18 protein-coding genes are annotated in these 24,830 nt (G+C 51.4%); all 18 read left to right on the forward strand.

Going from position 1 to position 24,830, the window contains the following annotated elements; translation table 11 throughout:
- The first annotated feature begins 7 nt into the window (after positions 1–7).
- The 18 genes from rbsK to P40081_RS18475 all read left to right on the forward strand — a co-directional run bounded on the left by rbsK (position 8) and on the right by P40081_RS18475 (position 24,814).
- Positions 8–925, forward strand: coding sequence for a ribokinase (gene rbsK, locus P40081_RS18390; RefSeq protein ID WP_042137481.1), 918 nt, complete (start codon positions 8–10; stop codon positions 923–925).
- A 151-nt stretch (positions 926–1,076) separates the two neighbouring features.
- Positions 1,077–2,588 carry a sugar ABC transporter ATP-binding protein gene (locus P40081_RS18395; protein WP_042137483.1) on the forward strand — a complete coding sequence of 504 codons (1,512 nt, stop codon included), beginning with the start codon at positions 1,077–1,079 and terminating at the stop codon, positions 2,586–2,588.
- Positions 2,585–3,547, forward strand: coding sequence for an ABC transporter permease (locus P40081_RS18400; RefSeq protein ID WP_042137484.1), 963 nt, complete (start codon positions 2,585–2,587; stop codon positions 3,545–3,547). The genes P40081_RS18395 and P40081_RS18400 overlap by 4 nt, the downstream gene beginning before the upstream one ends.
- The gene (locus tag P40081_RS18405) at positions 3,544–4,488 is read left to right on the forward strand and encodes an ABC transporter permease (RefSeq protein WP_042137486.1); all 945 of its coding nucleotides are present in this window, start codon (positions 3,544–3,546) and stop codon (positions 4,486–4,488) included. The genes P40081_RS18400 and P40081_RS18405 overlap by 4 nt, the downstream gene beginning before the upstream one ends.
- Positions 4,489–4,493: 5 nt before the next feature.
- Complete coding sequence (locus P40081_RS18410) at positions 4,494–5,531, forward strand: autoinducer 2 ABC transporter substrate-binding protein (RefSeq protein WP_042137488.1); 1,038 nt, start codon at positions 4,494–4,496, stop codon at positions 5,529–5,531.
- Between the two features lie 26 nt (positions 5,532–5,557).
- Entirely contained in the window at positions 5,558–6,067 is a 510-nt protein-coding gene (locus tag P40081_RS18415; RefSeq protein WP_042137490.1) for an ureidoglycolate lyase, read from the forward strand.
- A gap of 70 nt (positions 6,068–6,137) precedes the next feature.
- Entirely contained in the window at positions 6,138–7,451 is a 1,314-nt protein-coding gene (locus P40081_RS18420; RefSeq protein WP_231575146.1) for an ArgE/DapE family deacylase, read from the forward strand.
- Between the two features lie 72 nt (positions 7,452–7,523).
- Complete coding sequence (locus P40081_RS18425; protein ID WP_042137493.1) at positions 7,524–8,258, forward strand: glutamine amidotransferase; 735 nt, start codon at positions 7,524–7,526, stop codon at positions 8,256–8,258.
- A gap of 198 nt (positions 8,259–8,456) precedes the next feature.
- A complete protein-coding gene (locus P40081_RS18430; RefSeq protein ID WP_042137495.1) occupies positions 8,457–9,407 on the forward strand; it encodes an ABC transporter permease in 951 nt (316 codons plus the stop codon).
- Positions 9,401–10,297 (forward strand): carbohydrate ABC transporter permease, encoded by an 897-nt coding sequence (locus tag P40081_RS18435; RefSeq protein ID WP_081970010.1) that lies wholly within the window; start codon positions 9,401–9,403, stop codon positions 10,295–10,297. Before P40081_RS18430 ends, P40081_RS18435 begins: the two co-directional genes overlap by 7 nt.
- A 118-nt stretch (positions 10,298–10,415) precedes the next feature.
- Positions 10,416–12,023, forward strand: a complete 1,608-nt coding sequence (locus P40081_RS18440) for an extracellular solute-binding protein (RefSeq protein WP_156118786.1) — start codon at positions 10,416–10,418, stop codon at positions 12,021–12,023.
- A gap of 120 nt (positions 12,024–12,143) precedes the next feature.
- Positions 12,144–13,586, forward strand: a complete 1,443-nt coding sequence (locus tag P40081_RS18445; RefSeq protein ID WP_042137497.1) for a response regulator — start codon at positions 12,144–12,146, stop codon at positions 13,584–13,586.
- Positions 13,587–13,606: 20 nt separating this feature from the next.
- Positions 13,607–15,457: a sensor histidine kinase gene (locus tag P40081_RS18450; protein ID WP_042137499.1), complete on the forward strand. Its 1,851-nt coding sequence runs from the start codon at positions 13,607–13,609 to the stop codon at positions 15,455–15,457.
- A gap of 892 nt (positions 15,458–16,349) precedes the next feature.
- Positions 16,350–19,508, forward strand: coding sequence for a family 43 glycosylhydrolase (locus P40081_RS36465; protein WP_081970011.1), 3,159 nt, complete (start codon positions 16,350–16,352; stop codon positions 19,506–19,508).
- 2 nt (positions 19,509–19,510) lie between these two features.
- Positions 19,511–21,223 (forward strand): glycoside hydrolase family protein, encoded by a 1,713-nt coding sequence (locus tag P40081_RS18460; RefSeq protein WP_042137501.1) that lies wholly within the window; start codon positions 19,511–19,513, stop codon positions 21,221–21,223.
- Between the two features lie 209 nt (positions 21,224–21,432).
- Complete coding sequence (locus P40081_RS18465) at positions 21,433–22,632, forward strand: phosphoenolpyruvate hydrolase family protein (RefSeq protein ID WP_042137503.1); 1,200 nt, start codon at positions 21,433–21,435, stop codon at positions 22,630–22,632.
- Between the two features lie 108 nt (positions 22,633–22,740).
- Positions 22,741–23,964 (forward strand): Tm-1-like ATP-binding domain-containing protein, encoded by a 1,224-nt coding sequence (locus P40081_RS18470; protein ID WP_042137505.1) that lies wholly within the window; start codon positions 22,741–22,743, stop codon positions 23,962–23,964.
- A 46-nt stretch (positions 23,965–24,010) separates the two neighbouring features.
- Entirely contained in the window at positions 24,011–24,814 is an 804-nt protein-coding gene (locus P40081_RS18475; protein WP_442950228.1) for a phosphoenolpyruvate hydrolase family protein, read from the forward strand.
- Positions 24,815–24,830: the final 16 nt, after the last annotated feature.

Consider the following 24,830-nt stretch of genomic DNA (forward strand, 5'->3'; position numbering starts at 1 on the left):
AAGAGGTATGGCTAACATTCTTGTCGTAGGCAGCATGAATATGGATATTGTGACCCGGGTAGACCGGCTTCCTGTTCCCGGTGAAACGTTACATGGTCTGGGTACTGGCTTTCATGCAGGAGGGAAAGGAGGCAATCAGGCCTGTGCCGCAGCGCGATCCGGGGCCAAGGTAGCGATGGCGGGAGGAGTAGGCACCGACGCTTTTGGCATAGAGATATGCCGGAAGCTTGAAGATGAGGGGATCGATACCACAGCCATTGCCCGCAAGCCGGAAACGACCGGGATCGCACTCATTACCACTGATTCCTCAGGGGAGAACAATATTATCCTGTCGCCGGGAGCCAACTATAGTTATGGCGGAGACGATCTGGAAGCGCTGGTGCTGTCCCCGTACGATGTCATCCTCCTGCAGAATGAAATTCCAGGCTCAGTGAATCGCAGGATAATTGATAGGGCCGTAGCTGCAGGCGTCCCCGTATGCATGAACCCGGCTCCGGTGACCGGATTTGACCGTGACCAGCTCAGAGGAATACGCTTACTGATCATGAACGAAACCGAAGCGGAGGCACTGAGCGGGATGCGGATTGTAAGCTTCAAGGAGGCGTGCAGCGCGGGCCGGTTGTTATTGGAGGATGGAATTCCGCAATTGATTATTACACTGGGCAGCCAAGGGGCTGTATACATGGATGGTGACGGGAAGATCATCGAGATTCCCGCCTATCCTGTGGAAGCCGTGGACACTACAGCTGCAGGGGATACATTTATCGGAGCCTTCGCTTCAGCCTACTATGCAGGCAAGGAACTGGCAGACAGTCTGCAATATGCTTCCGCTGCAGCCGCGATAACCGTCTCCGCTCCTGGAGCTCAAAGCTCTATACCCGTGATAGAGCAGGTTAATGCTTTTCTTGAACAGGCTGGTTCCTAGCCGTAGAAATTCATAACTTACCATAGAAATATCAGTTTCCTTCGTGAAAAAGAGGTTTCTTCATCCAAACACTTTCGCAAATTAACGCTTTTAATTATTAAAGTAACTATAAAACCATGTTTCAATAGCGAATGAAAAAGGGGGTCACAGAATGACTCAACCAGTATTGACCATGGAGGGTATCCGCAAAGAATTCCCGGGTGTAAAAGCTTTGACCGATGTCGGTTTCGAGCTGTATCCGGGTGAGGTCCACGCACTAATGGGCGAGAACGGTGCCGGCAAATCAACGCTGATGAAGATCCTTTCCGGTGTGTATCCGCCAACAGGGGGAACCGTCAGGTTAAAAGGCAAGGAAGCGGTCTTCCGCAGTCCGCTGGATGCCCAGCGCCAAGGTGTGTCGATTATCCATCAGGAGTTCAACCTGTTTACGAATCTGTCCGCAGCGGAGAATATCTTCATCGACCGTCCGGAAATGGCTGGCGGGTTCGGCCGGATCAAGTGGTCCAGAATGGTTGCAGAGGCCCAAGCGCTGGTCGACTCCATCGGAGGGGGTGACATCGATGTCCGTGAAGAGGTGCGGCACCTCGGTGTGCATAGCCAGCAGGTGGTCGAGATTGCCAAGGCGCTGTCCTTCAAGGCCGATGTGCTGATTATGGACGAGCCGTCAGCGGCATTGCCCGAGAATGAAGTCAAGAAGATGTTTGAAGTCATCCGCCGGCTGCGGTCACAGGGTGTAGCCATCGTGTATGTCTCTCACCGGATGAAGGAAATCTTCGAGATTGCTGACAAGGTCACCGTTCTAAGAGACGGCCACAAGGTTGCTACTCAGCCTATTGGCGAAGTCACCGAGCAGAGCCTAATTCAGATGATGGTAGGTAAAGAGGTTCAGCAGTTGTATCCGGTCCGCAAGCAGCCGCATGGGAAAGAGGTAGTGCTTAAGGTAAGGGACCTGTCACTGGATGCCAGCCACAAGATCTCATTTGAGCTGAGAAAAGGAGAAATTGCCGGGCTGTTCGGTATTCCGGGCTCCGGATCGCATACGGTTGCCGAGCGTCTGTTCGGCCTGAAGCGGGGAAGCGGGGAGATCGAGATTAATGGACAGCCTGTCAAGATTACAAATCCCAGTGAGGCCAAAGCTAAAAAGCTGGCCTATGTCCCCCCTGACCGGCACCGCCAGGGCATCATTAAGCCGATGTCCATCAGGCAAAATATCACCTTCGCCATGCTGCCCGAGCTGTCCAAAGGACTAGTGCTGGACCGGAATGCCATTCAGCATGTGAGCGCGGAATATATGAAGAAGCTGCGGATCAAGGCGCCGGATGATGGCCAGACCGTGGATTTCTTAAGCGGAGGCAATCAGCAGAAGGTGGTCATCGGCAAATGGCTTGCAGCCCAACCCGATATTCTCATACTTGAAGAACCCACGCGTGGCGTGGATGTGGGTGCCAAAGCGGAAATTTACAGCATTATTCACGAGCTCGCCCGGGAGGGATTAAGCATACTGCTTATTTCTTCGGAAATGCCGGAGGTTATAGGACTCAGTGACCGGGTGCTGGTGATGTACCAGGGTGACATTGTACATGAATTTGCCCATGGCGAAGCTGATCAGGAGCAGCTGCTGCAGCGGGCCTCACATCCGCGCGGGAAGGGAGGCACCTTATGAAACGCATTTCAAATATACATGAAGCACCTATCATGATATTCACGATCCTAGTCATCGTACTTTTCTCCATCATCACACCGGACTTCTTCGCCCTTACTAATTTCAAGCTTATTCTGGATCAGAATACGACCATGTTTATTGTGGCAATCGGGATGACCATGGTCATTCTGCTGGGCGGCATGGATTTATCCGTAGGCTCTGTCCTGGCAGTGACGGCAACTTCAGTCGGGCTGTTTCTCAGTAAAGGAGTTTCCCCCGTCATAGCGGCTTTGCTCGGAGTCGTTATCGGTGTCCTTTGCGGAGTGGTGAACGGATATTTTATCGCTGTAAGGAAAATCCCGGATATCATCGTCACTTTAGCTACCATGTATATCTTCCGGGGGGTTGCCGTCGGGATAAGCGGCGGAACATGGATGAACAATTTCCCGGACAGCTTCCGCTTTTTCGGTCAAGGGATGGTGCTGGGGATTTCGTTTCCGCTGATCATAGCCCTGCTCCTGATTGCCGTCTTCATCTATTTGCTGAAATACACCCGGGGAGGCAGAAGAATATACTCCGTCGGAGGCAACAGCTCTGCAGCCAAGCTGGCGGGCATCAATGTGGCCAGAACCAAGTTCCTGGTATATGTGTTAACCGGAATGCTGGTAGGAATCGCCTCCGTTATCTTTGCAGCCAAGGTAGGCAGTGTTCAGGCATCGACCGCAGGCAACAGCCTGTCCTTTGAAGTCATGGCTGCGGTTCTGATCGGTGGAGGCAGCATCTTTGGCGGCGTAGGCACCATCGGCGGAACGATGCTCGGCGTACTCTTTATGGGCATCGTCAAGAACGGCCTGATTATTGCGAAGGTCTCCCCGTTCTGGGTTGATGCAACCACCGGGTTTCTGATTATCCTGGCTATCGTCATCAATACGCTCCAGCGGGCACGCCAAAATAAAGGGAAAGAAGGGGATCTGGTATGAAAGCCTGGACAAGCCGTCTGCCGCTCAAATCGAATACGCTGCTCGTTCAGCTGTCACTGCTGCTGTTCATCCTAATCCTGTTCAGCTTCCTCTCCCCCTATTTCTTATCCGTTACGAACTTTATGAATGTACTGAACCAGATGGTTGAAGTCGGGCTTATCGCAATACCCATGACGCTGATCATCATTTCCGGTGCGATGGACCTGTCAGTCGGATCAATCCTAGCTTTCTCCGCTGTATCTATGGGGGTCGCCTTTGAACGGGGCTTCAACATCTGGATTTGCGTCATTTTCGGCCTTGTGGCGGGTCTGATGTGCGGGGCCGTTAACGGTTATCTTATTGCAAGGCATAGGATGCAGGCGATTGTCGTCACCATCGGAATGCTGGTTATGCTCCGGGGCCTGGTCTATGTCATCAATGAAGGCAGACCGATCAGCGGCTACCCGGATTCCTTCTACTTCCTTGGACAGCATTACATTGCAGGAATTCCATTTAATGCAATCGTACTGGTCGTGTTGTTCCTGATTGCCAGCTTCGTCATGAAGAAAACGAAATTCGGCACCTATATTTACGGGATCGGCAATAACGAAGAGGTCGTACGTTATTCCGGCATTTCGGTAGTCCGTATTCGTTTCGCACTCTTTATGCTTAGCGGTTTGTTCTCTGCACTGGCAGGTGTATTCCTGGTGTCACGGCTGGCAAGCGCCGAAGCGACATCGGGTACCAATATAGAGCTGGATGTCATCACAGCTACTCTGATAGGCGGCACTCATATTTTTGGAGGGAGGGGAAGCCTTACCGGCACCTTTGTCGGTCTGCTGATTATTGTGTTCTTGCGTAATGGTCTGAATTTGCTGGGCGTTTCGGTGCTGTATCAGGCAGTCATTTTAGGAGCCCTGCTGCTGCTTGCGGTAGGAAATAAAAAAATTAGTGGAGAGTGAACCCTATGAAAAAAATGACATTAGCGTTACTGACTGGCGTACTTGCTTTGAGCTTGACTGCTTGTGGAAATGCGGGGAATTCTCAGGCGGACACCGGCTCCCAGACTAATAACGGGGCTGCCGCTTCCGGCACTAGAACCTACTTCATCAACCCGAAATCGATCGGGCCTGCTTACTGGGCTGCTGCGGAGAAGGGAGCCAAGCAGGCGGCCGGGGATATGGGTGTTGAGGTTGTATTCAATGCACCAACCGAGGCGGATTCATCCAAACAGATCAACATGATTCAGGACATGCTGACCCGCAAGGTAAGCGGAATCGGTGTATCTCCGAACGATGCCAAGGCGGTAGGACCTGTCTTCAAAAAAGCTGCCGACCAGGATGTGAAGATCGTCACCTGGGACAGCGATGCACCGGATACCGACCGTCAATATTATGTAGCCCCGGCCACTGACGAAGAAGTCGGAGAATTGCTGGCTAAGACAATCGGTGAAGAGATGGGCGGCAAGGGGCAGGTTGCCTTCATGGTGGCAGGTCTCGGCTCCCAGAATCAGATTGCCAAGTCTGATGCGGCCAAAGCCTATTTTGCAGCTAACTATCCTGACATCGAGCTGGTAACGACCGTATCGAGCGACGATGACCAGCAGAAGGCTTATGCCAATGCCCAGAACTTAATCCAGACTTATCCGGATCTCAAAGGGATTATCGGGTTTGCGGGCGGTGAGCCGCCGGCAGCGGCTGAGGTCGTTGAACAGGCGGTGAAGGCGGGCACGATTGAGCAGGGGCAGATCGCCATTACAGGGATTGCCGTTCCAAGCGTTGTGAAGAACTATATCGCCAACGGCACGATCAAAACGGATATTATCTGGGACCCGGGCAAGCTTGCATATACTACAGTTTACATTCTGGACCAGCTGGCCCAGGGGAATGAAATTAAAGACGGGATGGAAATTCCGACCGTGGGCGCTGTCAAGGTTGACGGACAGAACGTATTCATCGGCACTCTTGAAGTCACCAGTGAGAATGTGGACAGCTTTGACTTCTAGTCAAAGCTGGAAAGGAGGCAGCTTATATGGAACATAGAGTCATCATAGAAGATTTGACGGGAACCGCATTTGCCCCGTATGGCAAAGTCATTGATCTGCCGGCAACCGAGCCATCCAAGACAGGTGACGGCTGGGACTGCTGGAGCTATATTCAGATGCTGGATGTGTCGGAGCCCATCGGCTTCGGCTTGGTGGAAACACAGCAGCGCGCGTTCGTGGTTACTGCGATGGAACGGCATGTAAGCCGCGAGGAGCTGCTGCTCACCTTCGACCGGGAGATCATTCAGCCCGTTGCCTGCTGCAACGACATCGAAGACCCGGAGGAGCAGCCTGATCCCCTGACTGTGAAATGCTTCCGCATCAAGCCGGGACAAGCCATTGTCATCGGCCGCGGAGTCTGGCACAGCCCGTCTTATCCGGCGTCCGAAGATGCCCGGTATCTCTTTGCCATTGAGAAGAAGAAGGACAAGTTCGGAGATGAGATGATTAATCCGTGGGTGGATTTCATTGGTGGAGACACCATCCGGTTTGATTAAAGGTTAGACTACAGCGGGCGCCGTTACACCGGGATGCAAGCCCGGTGCAGACGGCCGAGAAGGAGCAGAGATGATGAATCAGGAACAGCAAGTCATGGAATGGATTGAAGATCATCAGGAGGAAATCCTGGAATTTTTGCAGCAGCTGATCCAGATTCCCAGCGTCAACCCGTGGTTCTTCGATGAACCGGGTCCTTCCAAGGAGAAGGAGGTTCAGGAATTTATCTCCCGTAAGCTTGAGGGCCTCGGCGCTGAGATCGAGATGTGGGAGCCGAATGCGGATGACCTGAAGCCGTATGAAGGAATGGCGGGTTATTACCCGGGACGAGATTTCACCGGCAGACCCAATCTGGCAGCAACCTTCGGAAAAGACGCTCCCGGTAAGTCCTTATTATTGTTCGGTCATATCGATGTTGTCATGGCGGGCTCGAAATGGACGGTTGATCCGTTCGAAGGCACGATCATGGACGGCAAAATGTACGGCCGCGGCACTGTAGATATGAAGGGCGGCGTTGCCGCAATGATTATGGCTGTGGAGGCGGTTCTGGGCAGTGGACTTAAGCTGAAGGGGCCCGTTGTAGTGGGAACCGTGGTGGATGAGGAAGCCGGAGGCATGGGGGCACTCGATTTCATTCACCACGGATACCGGGCCGATGCCTGTATATTGACCGAACCAACCTCGCTGACGATTGCTCCGCTGTGCAGAGGGATTCTGTGGGGCAAAATCAAGATTCAGGGCCGGAGCGGCCATATCGAAATGCCGCAGGCGGACTGGAAAGACGGCGGCGCAGTAGACTCCATCAAGAAAGCACGCTATATCCTGGATGCGTTCGACCGGTTGAATGAGCAGTGGGCCGTAAGCAAGACTCACCCTTATTTATCGATTCCCTGCCAGGTGCATGTGGCCCAGCTTAACGCCGGTGAATACCCGACCTCATTTGCGAATGAGGCAGAGATTGTCTTTAATGCGCAGTACCTGCCGTCCGAGCGTGATGAGAAGCTGGTCGGAGGGAACGTGAAGAAGGAATTGACAGACTTCCTGCGCCAGGCTGCTCTGCAAGATCCATGGCTAAGTGAGCATCTGCCGGAAATCGAGTGGATGGTCGACGCGGATTGTGCAGAAACCGATGTGGACCATCCATTTGTGCAGACCTGTGTCCAGTCCCTGCAGGCGATTGGCGAGGCAGGCACCATCGAAGGGCTTGGCTTCCACACGGACATGGGCTGGCCGGTTAATGTAGGCATTCCGACGATTAACTTCGGTCCCGGTGACCCGAGCCTGGCTCATCACAGCGATGAATTCACACCCGTAAATGAAGTGATCCAGGCTGTGAAAATGATCGCCAAGACGATTATCGACTGGTGCGGGACAGAGAAGGCTTAAGCTAGCGATCAACCGGCCGTGCAGGCCTTAATGACCATATATGGAATACGGAATACGGAGGGCTATGATAATATGAAAATTTTGTTTATTGGAGAATCCTGGGTAGTGCATATGATTCATACCAAGGGGTATGACAGCTTTACATCCACAAAGTATGAGGAAGGGGCCACTTACCTGCTGTCCTGTCTGCGCAAAGAGGGGATTGAGGTAACCTATATGCCTGCCCATGAGGTCCAGGTCCGGTTTCCCCAGTCGCTTGAAGAGCTTAAAGCGTATGATGCCATAGTCATCAGTGATGTAGGAGCGAATACGTTCCTGCTGCAGAACCCGACTTTCTACCAGATGCAAATCATACCCAACGCTCTGGACAATATTAAGCAGTATGTAGAGGAAGGCGGCGGTCTGCTGATGGTCGGCGGCTACCTGACGTTTATGGGAATTGAGGGTAAGGCGAATTACACGAATACGGTACTGGCCGAGGTGCTGCCGGTTATTATGCAGAACGGAGATGACCGGGTGGAGATGCCTTCAGGGTTCTCTCCTGCAATCGCCAAAGAACATCCGCTTGCAGGCTACGGCGAGTGGCCGAAGCTGCTTGGATACAACAAGCTGGCGGCCAAGACGGAGGCCGAGGAGCTGCTGAGCCATAACGGTGATGCCATTCTTACCGTTGGCACTTACGGCAAAGGCAGAACCGCAGCCTTTGCCAGCGACTGCTCACCGCACTGGGGCTCCACGGAATTCATGGAATGGGAGCACTATTCAGCATTCTGGGCTAACCTCGTCAAGTCGTTGAAGCAGGGTTGACATCAGATTTTGACGAGAGAATTCAATGTACAGCAAGAACAGCGTCTTCCGTAACCGGAGGATGCTGTTCTTTTTATATAACTTTTAGCCTTTTAAGTTATTACCAAATTCATTTAAGGGATTACATTTTCTTATTTTCCCCGGAAGCTATAATGAAGGACATGAGAGCTCCTTAATACAGCCGGAGGGATGAGAGAAATGAAAGCGGTTTTATACAATCAGCGAAATCGTGTCGGAATAAATAAGAGAAATACTTTTTGGTTCAGAATAAAAAGAGATGCCATCCTCTATGCCCTTTTGCTGGTGCCTCTGTCGTACATTGCCATTTTTAAATATGCTCCCATCTATGGCTTGATTATGGCATTCCAGGATTACAACATCTTCGCAGGAATAAGGGGGAGCGAGTGGGTTGGACTCGATGTGTTCCGGTTTATTTTCCAGCAGGACAGCTTCTATCGTGCACTGAAGAATACCCTGGTGCTGAATGTTCTGGATCTGATCGCGGGATTTCCGGCACCGATTCTGCTGGCCATTCTTCTGAATGAAGTAAGGCAGGCCAGATTCAAGAAATTAACCCAGACGGTCCTGTATCTGCCGCACTTTATGTCCTGGGTGATCATTGGGGGGATTGTATACCTGATGTTCTCGAACAGCGGGATGGTCAATCATTTCATCGCTGCCCTCGGGCTAGAGAAGATTGAGTTCCTGTCGCAGAAAGTCCCCTGGCTGATCACCTACATCTTCGTTGGCGTCTGGCAGAATATCGGCTGGGGGACGATCATTTATCTGGCGGCGATCACCGGAATCAATAAGGAATTGTATGAGGCCTCCGATATGGACGGGTGCAGCAGGCTCCGCAAAATGTGGCATATTACTCTGCCCGGCATTAAGCCGACCATCAATATTCTGCTGATCCTTCAGATTGGCCGGATGGTGTCCATCGGGTTCGACCGCCCCTTCGTGATGGGGAATTCACTGGTCAGTGAATATTCCGATGTAATCAGTACGTTCGTGTACAGAGTGGGGATTAGTTCGGGAGATTTCTCCCAGGCTACAGCAGTAGGCTTGTTCCAATCCGTGGTCGGTCTGACCCTGCTCATAGGCGCCAACTACATCGCGAAGAAATTAGGGGAGGATGGAATATGGTGAAGCTGATGAAGAACGTGCGTCCAGGGAAAAAAATGAGTGTAGCCGATATTGCGATTATTGTATTTATCGTGGCCTTATCCTTCACATGTATTGTTCCATTCCTTTATATGATAGCGCTTTCCCTCAGCTCCAATGAAGCGATCGTTTCCCAAAAAGTAGGACTGTGGCCGGTAGGCTTCACAATAGAGACTTACAAAACCATTCTGAGCGATATGGATATGCTGTACACGCTGGGATATAGTATTGTGCTTACCATTTTCTTCACCGTCGTGTGCATGTTCCTGACCATTTGCGCGGCATATCCGTTAACGAAGAAGCGGCTGTGGGGAAGAAATTTCATTCTGTCAGCCCTCGTCTTCACGATGTATTTCAGCGGCGGACTGATTCCTTCCTATATTCTGGTTAAAAACCTCGGTATGATGAACACGGTATGGAGTCTAATTCTGCCGGGCGCCATGAGTGTCTTCAACCTGATCATCCTGAAAACGTTCTTCACCTCGCTTCCTGAGAGTCTGGAGGAATCAGCGTCCATTGACGGGTGTTCGGATCTGGGCATTCTCATCCGGATTGTGCTTCCGCTCTCGCTGCCTTCCATTGCCACATTAAGCCTTTTCTATGCTGTGGACCGGTGGAATGGCTTCCAGGATGCCTTGTTCTATATTACGAAGAAGGAGCTGTACCCTATGCAGCTCAAGCTGTACCAGATCATTTCGGCCAATCAGCAGTTGGATAGCCAGCAGGGGGGAGAAGGAAGTATAGGCTCCTTCATTGTGCCTGAATCCCTGAAAGCAGCCAGTGTCATGTTTACAACGATCCCGATTCTACTGATCTATCCCAAACTGCAGAAGTATTTCGTAGACGGTGTGATGACCGGGGCGATCAAGGGCTGATAGAACAACATATTAGATCAAAGGAGGGGATTCCAGGACAGTTGAATGATAAATGTAAAGCTAAGGGTTTACAGCATGAACGATTTCAATAAACAGGGGCATGAAAGGGTGGTTTATAGTGAAGACGGACATGAAGAAAATAGCAGCAGTTCTGTGTAGTACAGCTCTTCTGGCCAGTGTTGCCGCAGGCTGTGGAGGCAATGGCAACAAGAGCGGGGAGACATCATCGTCAGAGGCATCAACGACTTCATCTGGCGCCCCTTCCGGTGCTCCGGCAACCTTGACGGTAGAAGTGTTCGACCGCGGGGTTCAGGGACAGCCGGATTTGAACAACAACAAATGGACCCAATACGTTAATGAGAAATTCGGCAAGCCCAATAACGCCATTGTAGAATTTGTTCCTGTCCCCCGCTCCCAGGAAGTCGACAAGCTGAATGTGTTAATGGCCGCGAACCAGGCTCCTGATATTTCCTTCACCTACGACGGGACCCTGGTCACCCGCTTCGCCAAAAGCAAGGGACTCTATACGCTGGACGAATTGCTTGAACAGCACGGCCAGCAATTGAAATCGTACCTGGGTGAGAAGGTGCTCTCCTACGGAAAATATGACGGCAAACAGGTCTCCATCCCGGGCAAGCGGACCCTGCTGGCCTGGAACGGAATGTTCATCCGCAAGGATTGGCTGGATAAGCTGGGCCTGCCGGTTCCGACGAACCGGGACGAATTGTATGAGACGCTGGTAGCCTTCCGTGACAAGAACCCCGGTAATGTTGACGGCGTCATCCCTTGGGCTACAGCGGCTGCCGGGATGAACTACACCTTCGGCAACCTGGTGCAATCGTTCTGGAAGTCCATGCCGGAGGAGGAATTCATCACCACGTCGAACTGGCTGAAGCCCGGTAACAAGGAGGCTTACCAATGGCTGAACAAGCTGTACAATGAGAAGCTGATCAGCCCCGATTTTGCCCTGGACAAAACAACCAAGCAGGCGGATGCTGATGTAACGAACGGCAAGGTAGGCTTCTATGCCGCCAACTGGGATTATCCGATGACACAAAAAATCCGTGTTCCGCTGAAGCAAAATTCGCCGGAGGCCAACTATGTTCCGATTGATACCTTCAAGAATGACGAAGGCAAATACCTCAAAGAGGTATATAATGAGAATGGTATATTCTCCTTCATTCCCAAGAGCAGCAAGAACGCGGAGCTGGCGATTAAATATCTGAACTGGATGGCTGATCCGGAAGTGATGTTCTTCCTGCAGTTCGGTGATGAAGGCGTTAACCACAAGATGGTAGACGGCATCCCTCACGGGATTGCACAGACCGGCGAGAAAATGCAAATGAGCAATTTGAATATGGATTATACGATGATTGTTAACGGCGCTGAGCTGGGCGATACCGAAAAGAATGTCAGAACCTATGCGGCAGCGCTGGCAGCCGGGGACAAGAGTTATGAGAAGCTGGCGATTGACTCCTATGCAATCAATACAACGGACGGCTATAGCAGCTACAACTATGGCATACCGAACGAAGCCAATATCAAGTACGGCAAAACGCTGGGCGACATGAACAAGCAAATGATTGACAGGCTGATCGTTGCCAAGCCGGCAGAGTTCGACGCCCTGTACGAGAAGCTGGTGAAAGAATATATGGACGCCGGCGGTAAAGCTGTTCAAGAGGAGAATGTGAAGAATTACAGAGAGAGCCAAGCCGCCAAAAAATAATCTCATCATATTCGGATAAGCCATTGAGAGTTCATCATCATGGTTTATCCGAATTTCGGTTGCTATTCCCGGACAATTTCACTATTATTCAGAGGAATCCAAAGGTTCAGGAGGCTACCCATGTACAAGGTCATGATTGTAGATGATGAGTCGTGGGCGATAAGAGGAATACAGAACGCCTTCGACTGGGAGAAGTATGGCTTTGAAATTGCAGGACAATATACAAGCGCTTACAAAGCGTGGGAGGCCATACGCACACAGCAGCCGGATTTGGTGTTTACGGATATCCGGATGCCGGATATCTCAGGGCTGGAACTGATGAAGCGGGCCAAAGCTCAAGGGCTGAACACCGAGTTTGTCATCGTAAGCGGATATGGGGAATTTGAATACGCCCAGGAAGCGATACGCCACGGAGCGCTCGATTATTTCCTGAAGCCTCTGGATGTCGATATGGCAGATACATTCATTGCGAAGCTGGCCGCTCACTTTTCCCGGAGAAGCGCAACGCGCAATCACCTTCTTCTGGATGCGCTGACCTCGGGGGATGAGACCGAGATCAGGCGCTTCCTGCCGCTTCCGGCCAGCACGGCTGTATGCTATTACCAAGTGTTTGCGGTCTATTTGCGGAGTGATATTAAGGGTATCAGGAAGCTGTTGTCTCCGGAGGGCAGGAACATAACTGCCGTGGAGGTTGAAGCCGGGTCCCGGAAGCTGCTGGTCGTGCGGATGGCTGAGCATCTGAGCAGCTTGGAGTGGACCCCGGATGAAGGGGTGCTGACAGAGACGGGAATCCAAAGTGTGGGCATCAGCAGCATCAGCAGCCAGCTTCAGCAGGTGAGCAAACTGATCAAAGAAGCTGACCTGTCCGCCTCGCATATTTTTCTGGAGCAGACTTCAGCAGCCGTTCACTATGAGCCGAAGCTTCATCTCATGAAACCTTGTATTGATGGACTCTATACGATCATTCACGGGAATTCGCTTGACGATATGGATGTGTACATTACAGGACTGCAGAAATACTTCAGGAACCATCATCTGGGCATGGGTGAGGTGGTCTACTTATGGAATCAGGCTGTCGGGATGCTTATAAACACGTATGCTGAGGAACTGAGGGACATGGAGCTGGAATTCCTCAATTATTCCGAGATCAAGGAACGGTTCGAAGACTTTGCGTCTCTGTGCAGCTTCTTGCATGACGTCCTTACGGTCATCCGGCAAGGCAGCAGCCGTTCCTTGCAGGAAGGGGATATCCTATCCTGCTTCAACCGGATGGTCGCCTATATCGACCGGAACTTTGAGCAGAAGTTGTATCTGAAGGATTTGTCTGTCCAGTTCTTCATTAATCAGGTGTATTGCTGCCAGTTGTTCAAGAACAATCTGGGCAGAACCTTCTCCGAATATGTGGCAGAGCTGAGGATCAGGAAAGCCCGGGAGCTGCTGAAGCATACGGACCTGTCCATTGAGCAAATTGCCGTTAAGTCGGGGTATGTGGATTATTATTATTTCAATAAAGTGTTCAAGAAGCATTGCGGGATGACGCCCACCAAATTCAGAAAAAGCTAATCGGATCGGAGCGGTAAGCCATGAAGACCAGTAAAGTGAAATTAAAACATCAGATATGGCTTATCTTTTTTTTCTCGATCGTTATATTTACCGTCATGGAGATCTATTTCTTCCATAGCTTCTCTAATTTAACCCAGAAGCGGGCTGCCACTTACGGCAACCAGATGATTGAACAGACCCGCCACAAGATTGATACGGTGTTCAATGATATCCGGGTCAGCACCGGAATTGCAGTCAACAGCAAGCTAATTCAGGAGTTCTCCGTGGAGGTTGATGACTACAAAAGAGCGTTCGACAGCGGTCCGTATGCACTGGATCTTATGGAATACATGAGATCCTTCAATTCCTATGTGAACGGCATCATCATTAACGACATCAAGGGAAGGCGGCTGCACAGTCTGGACTCGGCAAGCGGCGATATTTTTTTCATCAACCCCTATGATACTTTTATTCAGAAATATAAGGATGACCCTATGCTGCGGGAGCAGGGGATGTTCACCACGATTCTGAAAGACGAACGGACAGGTACGGAACAGTTCTTCTATATCGCGCCGATTGTGGAGAATATTGGGGGAGTCTATTTCTCCCAGATTACAGGTTACTGCACCGTGATGGTCAATATGGACAAGCTGCAGGGGCTGGTGGAAAATACAGAATTAACAGCCAATTCCACCTTGTACATACTGAATAACCGGGACGAAGTAATCGCCTCCACGAATTCTAATGCCCGCGGTACCTTGTTCAGGGATGTGCTGTCTATGGATAAGGATATCTTGCTAAATGGTGTAAAAGAAACCATCGACGGGGAGGAGATTCTCGTTCAGGTCAAGGGTCTGGAGGAGGCTGACGGATGGCGGGTTGTTAGTATGATTCCGGTGCGTGAACTGACTGCGGACATGGCCCCGATGCGGAAGGTCAGTATTATCGTCGGCATTGGCATTATTCTAACCATGCTCTTAACCGGCAGCTTCTTCATGAACAATCTGATGCGTCCGTTAATGGGACTTGTTATGGATATGAAGAGGGTCGGGCGGCGGGACATGGGCTTCCGCATTAAAGTCCGGTTCACCAATGAGGTGGGCTTGCTGGCCCGCGACATTAACCGGATGATGGATGAAATGGAGGAAATGGCCAGAGACATGTTTGGTACCCAGGCCAGACTCTATGAATCCGAGCTGAGCCAGAAGCAGGCGGAATTCTCTGCCCTGCAGAGCCAGATTAATCCTCACTTCCTCTATAATACGCTTAATTGTATCAGCAGCATCGGATTGGAATACGGAAGCAGGGAGATTGCGCAAATTACCTACTGTATGTCCAAGATTTTCCGGTACAGCATCAAGAAGGATAATCTTGTACAGATCCGGGAAGAAGTGGACTGTATTCAGGCCTATATGAAGATTATCTTAATCCGCTACGAGAATAAATTCTCCATGGAGCTTGATGTGGAGGAGAGGCTGCTATCTATGAAGACGCCCAAGATGATCCTCCAGCCTATTGTGGAGAATTCTGTCTACCACGGGCTGGAGCGGATGGACGAAGGCGGCCGGCTTCTGGTTACCGGAAGGATGGATGAGCATGGAGATGTGTGCTTCTGTATTACAGATACAGGGAAAGGAATGGAACCGGAAGTACTAGCCGCCCTCCAGGCCAAGCTGGGTATGGAGTACCCGGCGCGGGCATCAGACGGACAACCGGTACAAGGTATTGGGATCACAAATATCCATAACAGGCTCCGGCTGCTGTTCGGAGAAGGTTACGGGATCACTATAGAAAGCCGGTTCGGGCATGGAACAACAGTGACCGTGAAGATTCCGCAGCTGGCGTACGACCGCGATACGATTGAAGAGTTTAGACAATCTGAGGGAATGTGAGCTATGACGACGCCGATCCTGCGGACAGAAGAATCCTGTCCGTAATTCGTAAGATCCGGCTGGATTCCCAAGGTTCCACTGGAGCTCATCAGACAGATCTTTACCGGGAAGGGCAGATAGGCTAATCGAATGTGCAACCAGGACACTTCCTTTAATCGGGAGGTGTCTTTTTGGATTGCATAGCTTCAGAAGCTGGCAACAGTATGGACAAGGATGTGGTAGCGCCTGTCGCCGGAAATAGCAGTTGGATTAACTACACTTGCTCATGAACAGAGGTGTCCTTCACAGGGAACAGTTGGAAAAATAGCACTTAATAGGCGGCAAATCGAGCAGAGTAGAGGAAATCCATGAAATTAAATGACGTTTTTCCAACTAATTCTCTCAGACGCTGCAAAGCATTCAAATTAAGATACGTTTATCCAACTAATCATTTATTCCATATAAGAGGCACTAAAGAGATAAACAAAAAGCAAAAGAAACGGAGGGGAAATTTGGAACTGTAGGAGCGGTAGCGACCGCCTGAAAGCTTTCCGCAGGAAAGCTAGCATCGGAAGCAGCAGCAGTCACCGGATTTCCACCGCGAAGAGCCGTATTAATCAAGAAATCTGGTGACAACAGCGGCGGAAGTCCAAATGTTCACCGCAGTGACGACGAAGCTTCAAGTTCAATACTTAAGTGCCTCTTATATAACCTCAGATTCACCCTCCGGTTGATTTTATGGTTTCCTGCCACAGTGAAGGCACTTTTTCTAAAACGGTTACAAAAACCATTTAAGATAGTACATTTTTTAAAAGTTCTCCAGAAGGTAGAATGAGGACGCTAACCTGAAAAATCTAAACAAGAGGGAGATGAAAAAATGAAAGCGTTTTTATCTATCGAAGAAGGGCTACACATGCCTGGCAAAAAATCCAGAGTGCTGCTGCTGTGTCTCGCACTGCTGCTGATGCTGCCACAATGGGGCGGGGTGGCTGCTGCGGAAGAGTCAACGCCGGCTTCACCGGGGCCGGCCGCTGTACAAGGAGGGAATAACGTGTCCGATTTCTACAATGTTATTATGCAGACGGGAGCCGATCCTTGGGTATACCAGCATACGGACGGCTATTATTACAACGTATTCGTCAATGCCAGCGGGATCATGATCCGCAGGGCGAAGACCATCACCGGCATTGAAGCGGGTGAGCGGAGCCTGGCCTGGACACCGGTTAAGGGGACGCAGTATAGCTCCAATGTGTGGGCGCCGGAAATGCACTATCTCAAAGATACGGACGGAGCGTACAAATGGTACATCTACTTCGCAGCCGACAACGGAACCAACGCCAACCACCGTATGTACGTGCTGGAGAACGCCAGTGCAGATCCGCTAAGCGGAACCTGGGAGTTCAAAGGTAAAATCACCGATCCCACCGACCGCTGGGCGATCGACGGAACGGTGCTGACGGTGGGTGAGCAACACTATTTCATCTGGTCCGGCTGGGAAGATACGGACGGAAGCTTCCAGAATCTATACATCGCCCGGATGAGCGATCCGCGGACCATAAGCTCGCAGCGGGTACTGATATCTACGCCTGAACATGATTGGGAGACGTCCCCGGGCAGAATCAATGAAGGTCCGCAGATCACTATAAAGGGGGACACTATTAATCTGATCTATTCTGCCAATGGAAGCTGGACAGACAGCTACTGCCTCGGGCTGATTACCGCCAAGCTCAGTGATGATCCGCTGAATCCGGGCTCCTGGATTAAGCGCGATCAGCCGGTCTTTTCCAGTGCGAATGGCGTGTACGGCCCGGGCCACCACAGTATCGTCACCTCTCCAGACGGTACAGAGGACTGGATTATCTACCATACCGCCCGCTGGCCGGGCTCAGGCTGGACCCGCAATGTCCATGCGCAGAGGTTCACCTGGAATGCAGACCATACGCCGAACCTGGGAGAACCCGCCGATCCGAACAGTCCGCTTGCAGTGCCTTCGGGTGAGCCGGTGCGGACGCGTTATGAAGCAGAAGCGGCGATACTGGTGAAAGATCCGGCTGGTGAATCTTTCCCGGCTGTCCGGCGGGAAGCCTCCGCTTCCGGCGGGATGAAAGTCGCCAACGTCAGGAACGCCAATGATTATGCCCGGTTTACAGTTAACGTGCCGGAGGCGGGCTTTTATATGCTGTCTGTACGTAATGCCAATGGCTCACCGGATGCGGGAGAGGCCTCCCATATCTTGTCGGTCAACGGCGGTTCCGGTGCCAATCTGAACATTGTCTATTCGGGCTTGAACCGCTGGGGGGCTTCCACGGCGAAGGTCTATCTTGAACAAGGCAGCAACACCATCAGCTTCTACAAGGGGAAAAATGTTGCCGAAATCGACAGTATGGATGTGTTCCGGCTGAATACGTCAGAGCTTCTATTTGAAGCTCCAGGGTTCACGCTGGGCTTGGGGGAAACCCGCAGTTTGCCCCTGTATTCGGTAACAGGCACTACTTATTCCACTGTTAATACAGGAGTGGTCTTCAGTTCTTCTGATACGAAGGTGGCCGTTATTACAGGGAATCAGATTGAGGCTCTAAAGGCAGGCAGTGCCACCATCACCGCTGTCTACAACGGGAAAACAACTACGGCCGCGATTACCGTAACTGCGGAGCCTAAATCGGTGCAGTCTGTTGTAATGAAGGGGTTGTCCCCTATCCTGATCAGCGGGCAGACCAGCTTGCCCCTTCAGCTAACAGCACATTATAACAATTATGAAGTTCAGAAGGTGACAGGCAGTGCCCAGTATACCAGCAGTGATCCCGAGGTAGCCAGGTTGGAGTCCGGTTCGGGTGGCCATTCGGTGTATGCGGTGAAACCGGGCACAGCTCGTATAACAGCCACATATAGCGGTAAACAGGCGGAATACAACCTGACCGTCATCCCAGCTTCTGAGGTGGTTCAAGTGGTAACTGCGGTGAGGACTCCTTCTGGTGTAAGCCCCAAGCTGCCCGGCATTGTGGATGTCGTTTACAATAATAAGCCGAAGCAGGCCGCTGTCGTCAGCCGGGAGCTGACAGGACTTGATTTCAGTTCGATTGGCACAGTTCAGGTGCCTGTTACCCTGAAGCTGGCCGGACGTGAGTTCTTCTCCACCGTTTCCGTAGAAGTTGTTCCGGGTTATGGTCTGGATGAGATTGTGAACCAGCTCCGCGGCAAGCTGGTCAATTTCTCCTATCCTTTGGGAGACGGGCTAGGTAACTATAGTCAATCGAAGTATAACGCCTTCGTGGCAGAAGTGGATCACGCGGAGGAACTGGCCGGGAACGCGAATTTGACCAAAGAGCAGTTTGACAGGGAGCTTAATAAGCTTGCTGAAGCAGAGGCCGCCCTGTTAGCTTCGCTTAACACTACACAGGATGGCGTGTTCTATAACGCTTACCGGGATTTCTCCGGCGACACGGAAGGCAAATACCCTTACGGTATTGTCAGCGAAGCTCTCACTGGCGGCGCTACCACCACTGTGCAGGAGGAAGGCGGGAATAAATTCCTCCGGCTGACGACTACCGCTACAGCGGGCAAGGCCAATCTGTTCCTGCCATATACAGGTGAGGTCAAAGCTGAGGCGGATCAGCGTGTCGTCATCGAATACCGCGTCAGATTAAACAGTAGCTTCCCGTACGCCAATGGAGCCATGGTGAGAAACGACAGCGGTACCGGCAATTATTCCATGGTCACGGCGTTTGATACAGGTAAAATCATCGTGCAGAATGGAGCCTCCAATAAGGTTAAGGTTAAAGACTTCAGTCTGAGCACATGGTACAAAATCAAAATGGTCGCTAACTGGGACGCCAAGACTTATACCGTCTATATTAACGATGCTCCTGCTCCGGTGGCCACGGACTTCAGCTTCCGCCATACCGGCGGCAGCAAGCTGACCGGCCAGCTGTTCGGCATCGACGGCTACGCCAACGCCTCCATCGACTACGACGACTTTAAGGTTAGCATGATTAATATTAATACTGATGCCGATACTGCCCACCAGGAATCGAAGGATCAATCTGCAGAAGCAGAGGGGGCTATGGAGGAATAGATATGGCTACTCCCGCATACGAGAAATTTGAGCCTTTACGAAATGCGCAGCTTGTTCTGGGGTATCTGACATCCATGGTGGATGAGAAAGCGGATAACCTTCCGTATTGGCTTGTGCTCCCTCATAAGAAGCCTGCGGAAGCTGCTCATTGCCGGGTAGACGACGCGGAGCTGGTCGGCTCCTGGTACGAAGCCATTGACGCCGTCCGGAAAATGCTGAAGACCGAAGAGGGAGCTGAGGTTCAGTTATCCTTTTACCGCCATCTTATGAAGTCTTGGGGAGAGCACGGGCTGCGCTTTCATGAGCCATACTCCTGGACACATACGAATCACAGCTCCTTTCACGAAATGGGCTATATTCTTCCGGCACTGAACAGGATGGTGGAGAATAACCCTTTGGACCCGGAACCGGAAAAGAAGGCTTCCGAGCTTGTAAGAGGGCTACGCTCCCTTGTCATCGAAAGGAAGGTAAGAACCTTCTGGTCAGGTGATTATGAGGAAAAAGAGCCGGTGTATGAATTCCCCAATGACGTATATTTGAAAGACGGCGGATTCGATCTGTCCAGGCACACCGGACGGGGGGAGCAGGGAATTCGCAATGCGATTATGCTTCACTCCCTGGTGCGCAGATATGAGATCACCGGAGACGGGGTGGCGCTTGATCTGGCTGTTGGCATTGCCAACCACCTCCTGGGACCCTCGCGTTATTTTAATTACAAAATGGAGTTTTTCGGCCATATCCATTCGGCAGGCTGGGTTGCCTCCGGACTCGTCCGTCTTGGACGCATCACAGGCGCCGGGAAGTATATTACCGCGGGTAAAGGGATCTATGATTATATCCGTTCCTTGTCCTCCTCCTTCGGCTGGGTACCGGAATATGCCCAGTGGCATCCGCAGCATGAGGAGCACTGTGAAACCTGCTGCATTAAGGATATGATCGAATGCGCGAATGAGTTAATTCTGGCCGGGTACGAGGAATATTGGAACGATATGACCCTGTTTGCACGGAACCAGCTGGTGGAGAATCAGCTCAAGGTGGCATCTTATGTAGTGACAGACAATACCTTACCTGATGGGCAGGGGGTCACCTACAGGGAGATTGACAAGAGAATGATTGGCGGCTTCACCGGCGGCTCCCTCGTCAACTCCATCTCATTGTCCAAGTTCCGCTCCATTGCGGGCTGCTGCGTCGGCATGGCTCCGGTGGCCCTGGAGATCATATGGAACCGGGCGGTGGAATACCGCGGTGGAATGGTTCTCGTTAATATCCCTGTCGATAAAGAAACAGAGGAAGCCACGGTGAGCATGAATTACCCCGATACAGGCTATATTTCCATCAAGCCCAAGCAGACATATGATGTTGCAGTACGGGTGTACGACTGGATGGGGCAGAATCTCGAAGGGAGGATTAATGGAATAGCCTGTGCACCCTCAAGAGAGGGAAATCTGGTGGTATTCCGCAATGTTAAGGCAGGGGATATAGTGGAGCTGGAGCATCCTGTGGAGACGGCGGTGGTACAAGAAACGGTGCGCGGCGAACAATATTCGGTATCCTGGAGAGGTTGTGATGTCGTCGATATTGTTCCGCGCGGAGAGCACTTAAGACTGTACCAGCGGGATTTACAGGTCCCGAAATACTATCCGTCGGCGGATGATGTTCACTTCACCGGAGCCGCCAATTATGGTCCTACCCAGCAGGCACAGGGGAAAAAGTAACGGCAGATACGGATACAGACCCTTCAAATACAGACCCAAACAGAAACCATAACCTGCAAAAGTAACTTTGCGGGTTATGGTTTTTCAGCTCCTGTACATTGTTATAATAGAAGATACAGGATTGAAGCGCTCTCAGTAGCAGGGTGGCTTTTTCTTTTATATAAGATGGTTAAGATTGAGGAATCTGAAGAGATGAGGAGCGATAGAGCTTGAACAGAACAGCCATACTGGAGCGCCTTCAATCACAACTGCATGAGGGTAATCATGTCATTGGTGTCTCGACAGGTACGGGGATTACAGCCAAGGTTGCCGCCCAGAGCGGAGCGGACTTTATATTAATGCTGAACTCCGGCAAGTTCCGCCAGATGGGGAGAAGCTCTCTGGCAGGCTTTTTACCGTTCTGCAACAGCAATGATATGGTGATGGACTTCGGGTCAAGGGAAATTGTGCCGCTGGTGAGGCATACTCCCGTGCTCTTCGGGCTGAATGCGAATGATCCCACCAGAGAAATAGCCGGTTATATAATGGATATCAAGGAAAAAGGCTTTGCGGGAGTCAATAATTATCCGACAGTCGGCCTGATAGACGGATTATTCAGAGAGGCTCTGGAGGAAGACGGAATCAGCTATGACAAAGAGGTTGAGGCCATACGACTGGCCCACCGGCAGGAGCTGTTTACGGTGGCCTTCGTATTTGACGAGTCCCAGGCGGTCCAGATGCTCGAGGCGGGGGCAGATGTAATCTGTGCTCATCTCGGCCTGACCGAAGGCGGATTAGTAGGGGCGCGGAAGGTTGTCTCCTTAGAGGCAGCCAAAGCAAGGGCACTGCGCATTTTTGCTGCCTGCGGGCAACTTAAGCCAGATGTGATTAAGATGATTTACGGCGGTCCGGTGAAGACACCCGTCGACGTCCAGTACATGTACAGTAATAACACAGATATTATGGGCTACATTGGCGGCTCTGCCTTTGAACGGATTCCATCCGAGCAGTCGATTACGGCAATTACCCGCGATTTCAAGCGACTGGGCAAGCTGAATGAGGATGATTTCATGGTCAAAATGCTCAGCGGCATCACAAGGCATTATGATTATGTTGAGTTTGTTAAAGAGTATGTCGCACATAACTACAGCGATGAAGTTGTTTTTGCGGATCTGGCCAAGGTAGCTCATGTATCGCGCAGTTATTTGAGCAGCTTGTTTAAAAAAGAGGTGGGCTGCAGCTTTCAGACCTATCTGGTGAGCTTCCGCATCAATAAAGCTGCGACGCTGCTCCAGGCACCGCAGCTTCAATTATCCGAGGTGGCCGCGATGGCAGGGTATCCGGATTATGCCCAATTCAGCAAAATGTTTAAAAAGCTGAAGGGCTGCTCTCCCAAGCAGTACAGATCTAACCTAAACACAAAAACATAGTACATAAAAGCGTTTTCACTCTTAATTAAGCCCCGTATGATTAGTCTATAGCGCTCGGCTACCGGGATTGAGCACTGTTCCAGATGATCCATATGAGGAGGCAGCAGAATGAAGACCATCGCAATAGCTGGAACGTTTGATACGAAAGGTGAGGAGTATCTATACATTAAGAGGATTGCAGAGGAGCTTGGGCTGGGGACCCTGATGATCCATACAGGCGTGTTCGAGCCGGCCTTTGTTCCGGATGTGTCTAACCGGGAGGTGGCGTACGCCGCAGGCATGGACATAGAGGAGCTTGCAGCAAGGAAGGACCGGGCTTTGGCTACAGAGCTCTTATCCCAAGGATTGGAGAAGCTGGTCCCCCAGTTGTACAAGCAGGGGAAATTTGACGGTATCATATCTTTTGGGGGTACCGGCGGAACCTCACTGGTCGCGCCGGCTATGAGAGCCCTGCCAATTGGCGTTCCGAAGGTATTGGTATCAACGGTTGCATCCGGAAATACAGCTCCATACGTAGGCACAAGCGATATCATCATGATTCCCTCTGTGGTGGATGTCGCAGGCTTGAATTCGATTTCCACAGCAATATTTACAAACGCAATATTTGCGATGGCGGGAATGCTTAAATTTGAGCATACGCATATACCGGAGAAGAAGCCGCTAGTGGCAGCCACGATGTTCGGAGTAACAACGCCCTGTGTGACAGCGGCAAGAAAATATCTGGAGGAACGGGGCTACGAGGTGCTTGTGTTCCACGCCACAGGCATCGGGGGACAATCAATGGAGGCGCTGATCGAGGCAGGTTTCATTGAAGGGGTACTCGACTTGACGACGACCGAGTGGGCGGATGAGATCATCGGCGGAGTCTTGAATGCGGGGCCGCACCGCCTGGAGGCTGCAGGACGCAAGCGCATTCCGCAGGTAGTCTCCGTGGGCGCTTTGGATATGTGCAATTTTGGACCGGCAGATACCGTGCCGGAGAAATTCAAGGATCATACCTTTTATCAGCATAATCCGACCGTTACCCTGATGAGAACGACAGTGGCGGAGAATGAACAGATCGGAAGGAAACTGGCAGAGAAGCTGAACATGGCCGAAGAGAGCACCGTGCTGATGCTGCCGCTTAGGGGCATTTCCGCGATTGATGTGGAGGGGCAGCCCTTCTACGGACCGGAGAAGGACCGGATGTTATTCGATACCCTGCGCCAGCATGTTGACCGCACAAGGGTTGAAGTCATTGAGATGGATTGCGCCATCAACGATCCGGCCTTTGCAGAGGCTGCAGCACTCAAGCTGATCGAACTCATGCATGCACATCGATTTCCTGAATAACAATAAGGAGGATATACGAATGAACAAGCTAAGCAGAACAGAAATTATGGCCAAATTCAAGAATGAGGTGGATCTGGGCAAGATTCTCCTCGGTGTCGGGGCCGGCACAGGGATTACGGCCAAGAGCAGTGAAGCAGGCGGAGCGGATATGCTGATTATATATAATTCCGGCCGTTACAGAATGGCAGGCCGTGGTTCACTGGCGGGCTTGCTGTCCTATGGGGATGCCAATCAGATCGTCGTTGAGATGGGCGCAGAGGTGCTGCCCGTTGTCAAGCATACTCCTGTTCTGGCAGGGGTATGCGGCACCGACCCGTTCCGGGTCATGGAGGTATATCTGAAGCAATTGAAGGAGCAGGGCTTCAGCGGTGTCCAGAACTTCCCTACAGTAGGCTTGATTGATGGGGTATTTAGACAAAATCTGGAGGAAACCGGTATGGGGTACGACCTGGAAGTTGAAATGATCCGTATTGCCCATGACCTGGATTTACTAACCACCCCGTATGTCTTTGATCCTGTGCAGGCCAAAGCCATGGCGGAGGCGGGTGCTGATATTCTGGTTGCCCACATGGGCTTGACGACGAAGGGCACGATCGGTGCCAGAACAGCACTGACCCTGGACGACTGTGTAGAACGAATTGAAGCGATTATTGAAGCGGGGCGGGCTGTGAACCCGGACATCATGATTATTTGCCACGGCGGACCGATTGCAGAGCCGGAGGATGCCGCTTATGTCATTCAGAGAACGAAGGGCATCGATGGGTTCTTCGGCGCGTCAAGCATTGAGCGCTTTGCGGCAGAGAAGGGCATTACACAGCAGACCGAGTCTTTCAAATCGATTTCGAAATAACTACGGGAAACAGGTC

The organism is Paenibacillus sp. FSL P4-0081, from assembly GCF_000758565.1.
Taxonomy (GTDB): domain Bacteria; phylum Bacillota; class Bacilli; order Paenibacillales; family Paenibacillaceae; genus Paenibacillus_AQ; species Paenibacillus_AQ phytohabitans.

Excerpts from the sequence above, each read along its gene's own strand:
- P40081_RS36465 (WP_081970011.1), top strand. The coding sequence starts at position 16,350 with ATGCCTGGCAAAAAATCCAGAGTGCTGCTGCTGTGTCTCGCACTGCTG.
- P40081_RS18445 (WP_042137497.1), top strand. The coding sequence starts at position 12,144 with ATGTACAAGGTCATGATTGTAGATGATGAGTCGTGGGCGATAAGAGGA.
- rbsK (WP_042137481.1), top strand. The coding sequence starts at position 8 with ATGGCTAACATTCTTGTCGTAGGCAGCATGAATATGGATATTGTGACC.
- P40081_RS18450 (WP_042137499.1), top strand. The coding sequence starts at position 13,607 with ATGAAGACCAGTAAAGTGAAATTAAAACATCAGATATGGCTTATCTTT.
- P40081_RS18415 (WP_042137490.1), top strand. The coding sequence starts at position 5,558 with ATGGAACATAGAGTCATCATAGAAGATTTGACGGGAACCGCATTTGCC.
- P40081_RS18430 (WP_042137495.1), top strand. The coding sequence starts at position 8,457 with ATGAAAGCGGTTTTATACAATCAGCGAAATCGTGTCGGAATAAATAAG.
- P40081_RS18435 (WP_081970010.1), top strand. The coding sequence starts at position 9,401 with ATGGTGAAGCTGATGAAGAACGTGCGTCCAGGGAAAAAAATGAGTGTA.
- P40081_RS18470 (WP_042137505.1), top strand. The coding sequence starts at position 22,741 with ATGAAGACCATCGCAATAGCTGGAACGTTTGATACGAAAGGTGAGGAG.
- P40081_RS18405 (WP_042137486.1), top strand. The coding sequence starts at position 3,544 with ATGAAAGCCTGGACAAGCCGTCTGCCGCTCAAATCGAATACGCTGCTC.
- P40081_RS18420 (WP_231575146.1), top strand. The coding sequence starts at position 6,138 with ATGATGAATCAGGAACAGCAAGTCATGGAATGGATTGAAGATCATCAG.
- P40081_RS18475 (WP_442950228.1), top strand. The coding sequence starts at position 24,011 with ATGGCCAAATTCAAGAATGAGGTGGATCTGGGCAAGATTCTCCTCGGT.
- P40081_RS18425 (WP_042137493.1), top strand. The coding sequence starts at position 7,524 with ATGAAAATTTTGTTTATTGGAGAATCCTGGGTAGTGCATATGATTCAT.
- P40081_RS18400 (WP_042137484.1), top strand. The coding sequence starts at position 2,585 with ATGAAACGCATTTCAAATATACATGAAGCACCTATCATGATATTCACG.
- P40081_RS18410 (WP_042137488.1), top strand. The coding sequence starts at position 4,494 with ATGAAAAAAATGACATTAGCGTTACTGACTGGCGTACTTGCTTTGAGC.
- P40081_RS18395 (WP_042137483.1), top strand. The coding sequence starts at position 1,077 with ATGACTCAACCAGTATTGACCATGGAGGGTATCCGCAAAGAATTCCCG.
- P40081_RS18460 (WP_042137501.1), top strand. The coding sequence starts at position 19,511 with ATGGCTACTCCCGCATACGAGAAATTTGAGCCTTTACGAAATGCGCAG.